This window comes from Nonomuraea zeae (genome assembly GCF_005889725.1).
In the GTDB taxonomy this organism is placed as follows: Bacteria; Actinomycetota; Actinomycetes; order Streptosporangiales; family Streptosporangiaceae; genus Nonomuraea; species Nonomuraea zeae.
Map to the genome: position 1 here is coordinate 66,248 of NZ_VCKX01000006.1, position 10,882 is coordinate 77,129.

The window sequence follows — 10,882 nt, forward strand, 5'->3', positions numbered from 1 at the left end:
GTCGGCGGGGTGGGCGATCGTGGAGGGGCTGTTGTCCGACTTTCGGGCGTGCCTTTAGTGAGGGTCGGGCAGCGTCTTCGGTATGAAGGGTGAAAGACGGACGAAGACCATCGTCGGCATCATTTTCGGTGGCTCGGCCTTGCTCGGGGTCGCGGCCTGCGGGGGCGCCGATACTCAGTCCGGTGCCGTCAAAGTGGCGCCCGCGGGGGGTGCTGCCGCCGGCCTCATGTCACCGTCGGGGCCGCCGGCTGACCCTAGTGAGGCGCCTGGCGATGCGGTGAGCCTTGAGAAGGTGAGTGCTGCGGCCACGAACGCCGTCAAGGACTCCACGGTGCTCTCGGTTCAGTCGGAGAACGGTGGCCAGATCTGGGAGGTTCAGCTGGCCGGATCCGACGGCACAGAGCGGGTGCTGGAAGTGGACGCGTCTGGAAAGGTGGTCTCAGGGCCCAGGGTCAAGGACACCGGTAAGGAGGAGAAGTCCCGGGTTGTGGGCATCGCCAAGGATGCCAAGGTGACCTTCAAGGAGGCGGTGGAGAAGGTGGCCTCTTCGGTGCCGCAGGGCAAGATCATCCATATGAGTCTGGACAGGCACGACAACAACCTTCTTGTCTGGGATGTCGATGTCGTCACCTCGGACGGCGCGTGGCAGGGGGTCAAGGTCGATGCCAAGACCGGGACCGTGACCAAGAACGGCTAGAGGAGCAGCGGAACTCGCGCTTGCTGCTGTGGCCTGTGGGTCGATCGTCGGGCCCGGGGTGTGGGGTAGACGCACTTCGGCGGACCGCTTCGTGTCCTGTAGGTGGTCGGTCGAACAGTGAGTTGCGTCGCGTCGGCTGCCGGCGAATGTAGGGGCGGTGGCGCGTGCTGTCGTTTCGCGAACGGGCCGAGCCCGGCTCCGTCCTTGAGGTGTGCGGGACGCGAGCGGGGGATCAGATGTCGAGGAGTTCGACGGTTACGCTCGCCACGTCTCCCGCGTCGAGACCTTCGGCCTCGCGTACGGTCCGCTTGATCGGTAGTGCGTAGCTGCCGCGTTCCTTGCTCGGGAAGATGGAGGTCTTCCAGCTGCTCCTGCCGATCGTGACCCGCACCCGCAGCGAGCCGAACCCGCGCCGCGACCCGCCGGTCATGTCCTGGATCGCCTCGGACTCATCGACGGGCAGGCTGACGAAGGTCCAGCTGTCAGCCCGCCGGGCATCCCAGATCCACAACTCGGCATCGAAGACGACCATCACGGGCACAGCATGGCACGCGCCTCTGACATACCTGCGCCATACCGCCCCTTCCAATAATGGTGCTTCACGACCTACGGGAGGGACACCATGAGGATTCTGCGTAACGTGGCTGTTGTCGCCGCCATGGGTCTGGCCACGTCGATCACGGCCGCGCCGGCCACGGCATCGGCCGACCAGTACCTTGTCGCACGCTGCAAGGACGGCAACTTCGGCATCGAGATCACTGCCCGTTACCGGACGTCCGGGACGCATCACTTGTTCAACCAGTTGTCCTGGCGGATCGCCGGCAATGTCGGGAGCAAGAACACCGTCCGCTTCTATTTCATGCAGGACGCTCGGCCGGACATCGTGTTCAAGGCCTTCAACTATCAGGGCGGCAGGACGGGCTCGCGGAACGTCTGGGTGATGAGGCCGAAGGCGCACCAGGTGTTCGTGAGATTCGGTGCCCGGTTCGACACGAGTGCCTCGTCCGGCCCGGGCTGCACGTACCAGACCCGTGGTATTTGATCAGCGTGATGGGTCCCCCGTATCAGCTGCCTTTTCAGGGGCTGGAGTGTGCTCTCAAGTGTTTCAGCATTCGGTGGTAAATGGCCTTGCGGATGCGTTCCCTCAATCCGGCGATCCGGAGGTGGTGCGGGCGCTTGGCGGTGGTGGGCTTTTTGGGGACGGTCACGTGCCGGGGGGCTTTGGCGGGTTGTATGCGTTGCTTCGCGGGTGCTGGGGGACTTTTCGCCTGCCGGGTTGATGCGGGGTTTGTTGCGGCGGTCGGCGTCGGGGTGGGTGGCGGTGGCTTCGGTGCTGGGAGTGCTGGGGGAATCGCAGCTTGCAGGGCCAGGGGTGGGTTCAGCGTGGCGGGTGGAATGGCGGGGCTGTGCGTTTGGATGGCGTGGCCGGCGGAAAAGCCGGCCCCGGCCCCGAATCCCATGGTGGCGGTGAGCACAAGTGCCATTCTGAGCGGCACACGGGCTCGTCTGGGGTTGGACGGTGCACTACGGATGAACGCGGACGGTGGAAATTCACACATCTTGCCCCCCGAGATCGTTCCCCCTTGAAGGTGCTGATCACAGCGCGCTGTGTTGCGTAGATCTCCGTATGTGACCTGGCCCAACCATCGTTTGAGAACGTCCATACGAGACCGAAGCAAGAGTTTCACTCGGCTGCCGGTTCTTACCGGAATGTGAATCTCGGGGAGGGCACGTCAGCGGGTGGTCGGTGCCGGGAAAGCGGCGGCCGGGGCGGTGAGGCTGGACAGGAGCCGGAGCGAGGTGGCGGCGTCGGATCCGGGGGGCGCGCTGTAGATCATCAGCGTCAGGTCGGGGTCGTCGGGAGCCTTCATGGCGACGTAGTCGAGGGCGAGCTCGCCGAGCTGGGGGTGGGCGAAGCGCTTGCGGCCACGGGTTCTGCCACGGACGTTGTGGTCGGCCCACAGGCGGCGGAAGTCGGGGCTGCGCAGGGACAGGTCGCCGACCAGGCCGGCCAGCTGGGGGTCGTCGGGGTGGCGGCCGGCGTCCAGCCTGAGGTTGGCGACAGTGTCGCGGGCCTTGGTCAGCCAGTCGGGATACAGGTCCTTGGCGGCCTCGTCGAGGAAGACCAGGCGGGCCATGTTGCGCTCGGCCGCGGGCAGGGCGGCGAAATCGGTGATGAGGGCGCGGGCGAGGTCGTTCCAGGCGAGGATGTCCAGGCGGCGGCCGATGATGTAGGCGGGCACGCCGGCCAGGGCGTCAAGGGCCTGGCGTAGCTCCGGGCCGACCTGCTGGGGACGGCTGGGCCGCTTGCGGGTGGAGGCGGGCTTGGCCAGGTTGTGCAGGTGGCCGCGTTCGTCAGGGTCGAGGCGCAGCGCTTCGGCGACGGCGTCCAGGATGTCGGGCGAGACGTTGCGGGCCCGGCCCTGTTCCAGCCGGGTGTAGTAGTCGACGCTCACCCCGGCCAGCAGGGCCAGCTCCTCGCGCCGCAGACCGGGGACGCGCCGCTGGCCGCCGAAGCTCGTGGTCCCGACGTCGTCGGGGTGCAGGCGGGCGCGGCGAGCCTTGAGGAACTCGCTGAGCTGTTGGGCGCGATCCATGTCGTTCAGTATTGCGATGTTTGGTGCTTTGTGCCTGGTCCTGTCAGACCCAGGCACGGCCTGCCGGGGTGGAACGGGGCTCTGGGTGGGCGGTGGCGGAGTGCGCAGGATGGACATCGTTCGCCTCGGCGGACACCGTCGATCGCAACCAGAGCAGGAGTCTTGAGCATCATGCCGAACACGCTCACCATCGTGGCCACCTTCGTCGCCAAGCCTGGGGAGGAGGGGCGGCTGCGCGAGGAACTGACCGCCATGATCGCGCCGCCCCTGGAAGAAGAGGGGTGCCTGGGCTACCAGCCCTATGCTGACCCCGGCCGGCCTGGCCGGATGATCCTCCTGGAGGAGTGGACCGACGCTGCGGCGCTGGCGTACCACTTCACGTTGCCGCACTTCGAGCGCATTGCCGGGGTGCTGGAGGAGATCTTGGCCGAGCCGTTCGTGCTGCGTCGCCTGACCGATATTCCGGCCTGAGGCACACCTTGTTCCGGGCGCGAGCGTGGCCGGGGAGGTGTGGCGGCCTCGGCTCCCTCCGGTGTGGATGGGGCCGTGGTCGTCGGCGCCCAGGGTGCGTGAGCGCGCGGTGGTGGACGTCCCTGCGTGGTGGTGCCGGGCGGGGCTAGCATCCGGCTCGGGGATCTCACCGGCAGGAGGCAGCGATGATCGCGAGGATCTGGCACGCGACCGCCACGGCAGAAGGGGCCGCCGCGTACGAGCGGCATTTCGCCGAGTCCGTCCTGCCGGCGCTGCGGAGCGTCGAAGGGCATCGGGGCGCGTACCTGTTGCGCCGCGACGGTGACGGCCAGGTCGAGCTCCAGGTCATGACCATGTGGGACTCGTGGGAGACGATCCAGGGGTTCGCCGGGGCGGAGGTCTCGCGTGCGGTGGTCGAGCCCGCCGCCGAGGCGGCTCTCACTGGATTTGATACGACGGTGAGCCATCACACCGTCGTCGCGAGCGGCTGAGGCCGGCGGGCCGGGGTTCGGTGGGGCTCAGGTGTCGAAGGTGCGGCGGTACTCGGTGGGTGTCACGCCGACGTGCCGGGTGAAGTGGCGGCGCAGGTTGGTCGCCGTCCCCAGCCCGCTGCGCTCGCTGACCTTCTCGATCGGCAGGGAAGTGGTTTCGAGCAGCGTCTGCGCGTGGGCGATCCGCTGGTTGAGCAGCCACTTCAACGGGGTGGTGCCGGTGACCGACTGCAGGCGGCGGTAGAAGGTCCGGGTGCTCATCCCGGCGCGTCTGGCCAGCTCGTCGACGGTGAGCGGCTGGTCGAGGCGTTCGACGGCCCACTGGAGCACGGGGCCGAGGCTCTCGTCGTCCGTGACCGGGACGGACAGGTCGATGAACTGGGCCTGCCCGCCCGAGCGGTGGGCCGGGACGACCATCCGCCGGGCCAGCTGGTTGGCCACGTGCGCCCCCAGGTCGCAGCGGACCAGGTGGAGGCACAGGTCCAGCGCGGCTGACATGCCGGCGCTGGTGAGCACGTCGCAGTCGTCGACGTAGAGCACCGAGTCGTCGACCTGCACCTTCGGGTAGCGCTTGGCCAGCTTCCCGGTGTACATCCAGTGCGTGGTGACCCGGCGGCCGTCCAGCAGGCCGGCTTCGGCCAGGGCGAAGGCGCCGCAGCACAGCGACACCATGCGCGCGCCCGCGTCGGCGGCCTGGCGTAGCGACTCGACCAGCCCCGGTGCGAACGGCTGGCCGTAGACGACCGCTTCCGGCACCGCGGCGACGATCACGGTGTCGGCGGCGGCCAGGTCGGTGAAACGGTGGCGGGTGCGGAGGGAGAATCCCTGGTCGGCGACGGGGGCCGAGTCGGCCGTGCACACCCGCAGGTCGTACCAGGGGTCGGCCAGATCGGGCTGCGGCATGCCGAAAACCGAGCAGGGGATGGCGATCTCGTACAGATCCCACATGCATGCGCCTATGTCGCCCGCCATGGCGATCGCGACGGAGCCGGTTGTCATGACCGTAAGGGTATGGCAGGAAACGTTCGAAGATGGTCGCTCCTGCCACTGTTGAGGGTGGTCCAGCCGATGCGAGCGTGGTCAGCGGATACGGACCACTGGTGCAAGGGGGCACAAGATGCGCGAAATGTCGGAAGTCACGGTCATCGGACTGGGGTTGATGGGGCAGGCACTGGCCCAGGCGTTCCTGGCGAAGGGGCATGCCACGACCGTGTGGAACCGCTCGGCGGGCAAGGCCGAGCAGCTCGCCGCCCAGGGCGCGGTGCGCGCGGACTCGGCGCGGGCGGCGGCCGGGGCGAGCCCGCTGGTCGTGGTCTGCGTCTCGGACCACCAGGCCGTGCGCGAGCTGCTGGACCCGCTGGAGGACGTGCTCGCCGGCCGGGTGCTGGTCAACCTGACCTCGGGTACGTCCGAGCAGGCCAGGGAGACGGCCCGCTGGGCGGAGCGGCGGGGGATCGACTACCTCGACGGTGTGATCATGGATGTTCCCCAGGGCATCGGCACGGCCGGCGCCGTGCTCTACTACAGCGGGCCGCGGCCGGCCTTCGACCGGCACGAGCCGACCCTGCGGAGCCTCGGCGAGGGCACCGTGTACCTGGGTGCCGACCACGGCCTGTCGTCGCTGTACGACATGGCGATGCTGACCATGATGTGGAGCATCCTGAACGGCTTCCTGCACGGCGCCGCCTTGCTGGGCACGGCGGACGTGCCTGCCGCGACGTTCGCCCCCGCCGTGGTCAAGGGGATGTCCACCGTGGCCGAGTGGCTGCCGGGCTACGGGGCGCAGATCGACAGCGGCAAGTATCCGGCCCTGGACTCCACCGTGGACACCCATCTCGCGGCGATGGAGCACCTCGTCCACGAGAGCGAGGCCCTCGGCGTCAGCGCCGAGCTGCCCAGATTCGTCAAGGCTCTCGCCGACCGGGCGGTGGCCGGGGGACACGGCGGCGAGGGCTACGCGGCCATGATCGAGCTGTTCAGGCAGCCCGCCGCCGCCGGGGGATGACCGGACGCGTACGAGAGGGTCGCCTGCGGCGGCAGGCCGTTCTACGGTGTGGCCATGGACGAGCTTGGCGGGTCGTTCAAGATCTGGCCGCCGCCACGGATGCAGGACGTGGACCCGCACGACTTCGGCGTCATGACCGGAGCCGCCGGGCCGCGTGGACGCGACCTGAACCCCTACATCCCGCGAGATGTGGACCAGGTCATCCAGGAATGCCTGCGCAAGGACCGGGCGGTGGTCGTCGCCTGCGAGCGGGGCTCGGGGGCGACCCGGACCCTGTACGAGGTGCTGAACCAGGTGCTCCCGCGCGAGCACGTGCTCATCGCCAGGAGACCGGGCGAGTTCGATTCCGCCGATCTGGGCAGGCTGGACCACAGTGGTTCCGCCGTGCTGTGGATCGACCAGTTGGGCGCCCATTACGGAGTGCTCGGACCTCGGCTGCTGCAGGCCCTGGCGCAATGGGTGCGGGGCGAGAAGAGGTGGCTGGTCGCCACCGTGTACGACCGTGACCTGCTCCGGGACAAGGAGTTCGCCCGGCTGGACGTACCCGTGGTGGAGCTGCCCAGCGGCCTGTCCTCCGCCGAACGGGCCGCGGAGCGCTCTCTCTACGGGCATGACGACGTACGCGAGATGATCGGCCTCACCCCGCCGGAGCGCCCCCGGTCCGACCTGTTCTCCGGGTCGGTGCGGGCGGCGGCCGGCTCGTTCACCGGGGATACCGCCATCACGGCCGCCGCGCTGGCCGAGCGGCTCGTCCAGAGCCACCCGGAGTACGCCGGCGGCCTCCTCCGGCAGGTGACGTTCCCCGTGGGGAAAGGCGAGCGCAGGCCGGTCACCGGCTGGCTGGGGGCGGTCCGCGACCGGTCGGGGCCGCCGGCTGAGGGCGAGGTCATCGACGGGCGTCAGGTGCTGCTGGCGCTGGCCGGGCTCGACCCGGCACTGGGGCGCAGCATGGGCGACAAGGCGCTCTCCGCTCTGCGGGCGGAGTCGTCCTCGTCGAAGGCCCCGCAGGAGGAGTCGCTCGCGGCCTCCCCGGAGTCGTTCGCGGTCTCCCCGGAGTCGTTCGCGGCCTCCCCGGAGTCTCTCGCCACCTCGCAGGAGTCGTTCGCGGCTTCCCCGGAGTCCCTCGCCGCCTCCCACGAGTCGCTTTCGCCCCAGCGGGAGGAGTCCGGGACGGCGCCGGGCGGCGAGCGCGAGCAGCGCAAGCACGTCCGCCTGCTCGTGGACGACACCGTCGGGACGGACGGCGACGAGCTGGGGCGGATCGGGGTCGCCAGAGCGTTGCAGACCCAGCTGCGGTCCCTGGTCCAGGAGCTGCCGGGCCGCTCCTTCCTGGTCCACATCGACGGCGCCTGGGGCACCGGCAAGAGCACCCTGCTGCGCTTTCTGCGCGAGCTGGACGCGGAGGACGACGATCCGTGGCTGGTCGTGGAGTACGACGCGTGGCGGCAGACCCGCGGCGGGCCGCCGTGGCTCTCGCTGCTGCAGGCCCTCCGCAGGGCGGTGCGCGCCGAGCGGAACGGGCCGCTGTTCGCACTGCGGGAACGCGCCCGGCTGATCGACGCGCGGCAGTGGCTGGCGGCCGGCCTGATGGCGGCGGTGGGCGTGCTCGTGCTGGTTCCCCTGGCGGGGGTCAGCCTGACCACGTGGGGTGACCTGGCCAAGCTGGCCGGCGGCCTGGTGCCGCTGCTCGCGGCGCTCTGGCTGTTCGCGAAGGCGGCGGCCCGGTTCGTGTCGCTGGATTCGCGGCGCTCCGCGCGCCAGTTCGTGGACACGAGGGCCGATCCGATGGAGGACCTCGCGGTGCACTTCGACTGGCTGCTCGGCCAGGCGCGCAGGCCCGTGCTCCTGCTCGTCGACGACCTCGACCGGTGTCCGGAGCCGTTCGTGATCGAGCTGCTCGACGCGGTGCAGAAGCTGATGCGCGAGCGCGGGCGCAAGGAGGGCGCGCACGCGCTCATCGTGGTGGTCGCGGCCGACGGGCGCTGGGTGCGCAGCAGCTACGACGACGCCTACCAGGCCCAGTCGGCGGCGATCGGCCAGCCGGGGACCACGGTGGGCTCGCTCTTCCTGGAGAAGCTGTTCCAGATCAGCGTGCCGGTGCCGCGGCTGTCGGAGGAGCTGAAGTCGCAGTACCTCACCGACCTGCTGGCCAGGCAGCCGGGGAAGAAGCGGACGGCGGGGGCCACCGAGCTGACCGAGCGGCTGAAGAACGCCACTCCCGCCAAGGCGCTGGAGATCTACGCCGAGGCCGAGCCCATCGAGCGGGTCCAGGCGGCGGACATGGCCATCGAGCGGCTCGTCACCGCCAAGGACGCCGCGCGGGAGACGCGGCATGTGCTGGAGCCGTACGCGCCGCTGCTGCCGCCCACGCCCAGGGCCATGAAGCGCTTCGTGATGGCCTACAGCATGCTGCGGGCCGTGCGGACCGCCGAGGGCTCGGTGGTGGGCGTCGGGCCGCTCGCCCTGTGGACCGTCCTGCAGACGCGCTGGCCGCTGCTCGCCGAGTACCTCCAGGCCACGCCGGAGTCGGTCGGCCTCTTCCACGTCGGCGCCGACCGGCTGCCGCCGTCGGCGCCCGCCGGGCTGGCGCCGCTGTTCACCGACCCGCCGCCGGAGCTGCGTCTCGTGATGAACCATCCCGCGGGGCCGCTGAACGAGAGCGCGATCAGGGAGTGCTCGGGCCAGGCGATCGCCGGACGGCGCGAGGCGTAGGGGAGTTTGCCAGGAATTGTGGAGGGCGAATCGATTGATGGGGTGGTTTGCCGGGGGTTAGCGTTCGACGCAACTCTGATCTCCCATCAGTTGTAAAAGGGGCAGTCATCTCCATGACCCGAAATATCAGGAGAATTCTTGCGGTGGCGTTAGCCCTCGTCCTGGGCCTGGCCACCGCCTCCCAGGCGGGCGCAGGCACGGCCTCCCAAGCGGGCACGGCCTCCCAAGCGGGCACGGCGGCCAAGCCGAAACAGCCGAACATCATCTTCTTCCTCGTAGACGACATGTCAGCCGACCTGCTCCCGTACATGGACACGGTGCGCAGCCTGGCCGAGGACGGCACCACGTTCAGCGACTACTACGTCTCGAACTCCCTCTGCTGCCCGTCCCGGGCCTCCATGTTCACCGGCCAGTTCCCGCACAACACCGGCGTGGCCACCAACCAGGGCTCCGACGGCGGCGGCTACCAGGCGTTCGAGCCGCACGAGAGCAGGACGTACGCCGTCTCCCTGGACCAGGCGGGCTACCGGACCGGCTACCTCGGCAAGTACATCAACGAGTACCTGGTGCCCGCCGACTACAAGGTGCCACCCGGATGGGACGAGTGGCACGTCGCGGCGGGCGGCGGCTACAGCGAGTTCAAGTACCAGCTCACCCGGTACGTCAAGGAGGCCGGCGACGGGAAGCCGATCGACCCGTCCGGCGGGAAATACCTGGTGGACGAGCTGGGGCAGCGGGCGGTCGACTTCATCGCGCGCTCCCGCGAGTACGCGCCGGACCGGCCGTTCTTCCTCCAGGTCTCGCCGTTCGCGCCGCACTCCAGGATCGGCGCCCAGCCGGGCGACAAGGAGCCCCGGTTCCCGCCCGCGCGGCGCGACCGGCCCAAGACCCAGTGGCCCGCCGGCGAGTTCCCGCACGGCGACTGCGGCGGCCCCGACTGCACCTCGATCGACGTCGCCGCGCTGCCTGCCGTCAACGAGGACACCACGGACAAGCCCTCCTGGGTACGGCGGGAGCCGCTCGGCGCGCCGATCATGAAGGAGCTGCGTAAGGACTTCCGCGACCGGATCCGCATGGTGCAGTCGGTCGACGACATGGTGGAACGCGTCCTGGCCACCCTCACCGACGCGGAGAAGCGCAACACCTACGTCGTCTTCACCAGCGACAACGGGTTCCACCTGGGGCAGCATCGCCTGGTGCGCGGCAAGTCCACCGCCTACGACCACGACGTACGGGTGCCGCTGCTGGTCAAGCGCCCGGCCGCGGGGCGGCACGGCAACCTCTCGACCAGCGCGATCGCCCAGAACGTGGACCTGTTCGCGACCTTCCTCGACATGGCCGGGGTCGACGCCGCGACGCGGGACGGCCGAGACGGACGCAGCCTGCTACCCATCATCCAGGGGCACAAGGTCAAGGACTGGCGCAAGGCGGCGCTGATCGAGCACGTCAAGCCGGACCCGGGCGCACCCGGCGAGCCGGACCCCGACGCCGACACCCTCCAGGCGGGCAACTCCCAGCCGCCGTCGTACGCCGCCATCCGCACGGCCGGCGACCTGTACGTCGAGTACGAAGGCGACCCCCGGCCGGAGTACTACGACACCGTGGCCGACCCGGCCCAGGAGAGCAACGACCCGGACAACGCCCGCACGGCCGGCCTCGGCCAGGCTCTCGACGGCCTGGTGAGCTGCGGCAAGCCCGGCGCGCTGGATTGCTGGAGCGCCGCCCGGGCGTCCTGATGACCCGGTGGACAGTCCGTCGTCCCCGGGTCCGACCCGGGGCACCGTACGCGGCTGGACGCCGGGAGGCAATGCCCGGCGAACTCGGTGACCGATACCGGACAGCCGGGCGAATCCGACGTATTCATCGGGCCACAACCGTCTCTGACCAGGATGACCTGACCCGGAAGCCG

General features: G+C 69.8%; 10 protein-coding genes. 7 read left to right on the top strand and 3 right to left on the bottom strand.

The window, feature by feature from the left end; translation table 11 throughout:
* The first annotated feature begins 82 nt into the window (after positions 1-82).
* The gene (locus ETD85_RS03485; protein WP_138688108.1) at positions 83-697 is read left to right on the top strand and encodes a PepSY domain-containing protein; all 615 of its coding nucleotides are present in this window, start codon (positions 83-85) and stop codon (positions 695-697) included.
* Between the two features lie 232 nt (positions 698-929).
* Here ETD85_RS03485 and ETD85_RS03490 read toward each other — a convergent pair whose 3' ends face one another.
* On the bottom strand, positions 930-1,229 hold the full coding sequence (locus ETD85_RS03490; RefSeq protein ID WP_240778915.1) for a DUF1905 domain-containing protein: 300 nt from the start codon (positions 1,227-1,229) through the stop codon (positions 930-932).
* A 108-nt stretch (positions 1,230-1,337) separates the two neighbouring features.
* On the opposite strand from ETD85_RS03490, the gene ETD85_RS03495 reads away from it, so the two are divergent.
* Positions 1,338-1,739 (top strand): hypothetical protein, encoded by a 402-nt coding sequence (locus ETD85_RS03495; RefSeq protein WP_138688110.1) that lies wholly within the window; start codon positions 1,338-1,340, stop codon positions 1,737-1,739.
* 691 nt (positions 1,740-2,430) lie between these two features.
* Here the strand turns inward: ETD85_RS03495 and ETD85_RS03500 are convergent.
* The gene (locus tag ETD85_RS03500) at positions 2,431-3,294 is read right to left on the bottom strand and encodes a helix-turn-helix domain-containing protein (protein WP_138688111.1); all 864 of its coding nucleotides are present in this window, start codon (positions 3,292-3,294) and stop codon (positions 2,431-2,433) included.
* 171 nt (positions 3,295-3,465) lie between these two features.
* Here ETD85_RS03500 and ETD85_RS03505 point away from each other — a divergent pair, with 171 nt between their 5' ends.
* Positions 3,466-3,765, top strand: coding sequence for a putative quinol monooxygenase (locus ETD85_RS03505; RefSeq protein WP_138688112.1), 300 nt, complete (start codon positions 3,466-3,468; stop codon positions 3,763-3,765).
* Between the two features lie 185 nt (positions 3,766-3,950).
* Positions 3,951-4,256, top strand: a complete 306-nt coding sequence (locus tag ETD85_RS03510) for an antibiotic biosynthesis monooxygenase (protein WP_138688113.1) — start codon at positions 3,951-3,953, stop codon at positions 4,254-4,256.
* Between the two features lie 27 nt (positions 4,257-4,283).
* On the opposite strand, the gene ETD85_RS03515 is transcribed toward ETD85_RS03510, so the two are convergent.
* Positions 4,284-5,255, bottom strand: coding sequence for a GlxA family transcriptional regulator (locus tag ETD85_RS03515; protein WP_138688114.1), 972 nt, complete (start codon positions 5,253-5,255; stop codon positions 4,284-4,286).
* A 127-nt stretch (positions 5,256-5,382) separates the two neighbouring features.
* Here ETD85_RS03515 and ETD85_RS03520 point away from each other — a divergent pair, with 127 nt between their 5' ends.
* The 3 genes from ETD85_RS03520 to ETD85_RS03530 all read left to right on the top strand — a co-directional run bounded on the left by ETD85_RS03520 (position 5,383) and on the right by ETD85_RS03530 (position 10,709).
* Positions 5,383-6,261: an NAD(P)-dependent oxidoreductase gene (locus ETD85_RS03520; protein ID WP_240778907.1), complete on the top strand. Its 879-nt coding sequence runs from the start codon at positions 5,383-5,385 to the stop codon at positions 6,259-6,261.
* Positions 6,262-6,315: 54 nt separating this feature from the next.
* Positions 6,316-8,973, top strand: coding sequence for a P-loop NTPase fold protein (locus ETD85_RS03525; protein WP_138688116.1), 2,658 nt, complete (start codon positions 6,316-6,318; stop codon positions 8,971-8,973).
* Positions 8,974-9,116: 143 nt separating this feature from the next.
* Positions 9,117-10,709 carry a sulfatase family protein gene (locus tag ETD85_RS03530; RefSeq protein WP_170246480.1) on the top strand — a complete coding sequence of 531 codons (1,593 nt, stop codon included), beginning with the start codon at positions 9,117-9,119 and terminating at the stop codon, positions 10,707-10,709.
* Positions 10,710-10,882: the final 173 nt, after the last annotated feature.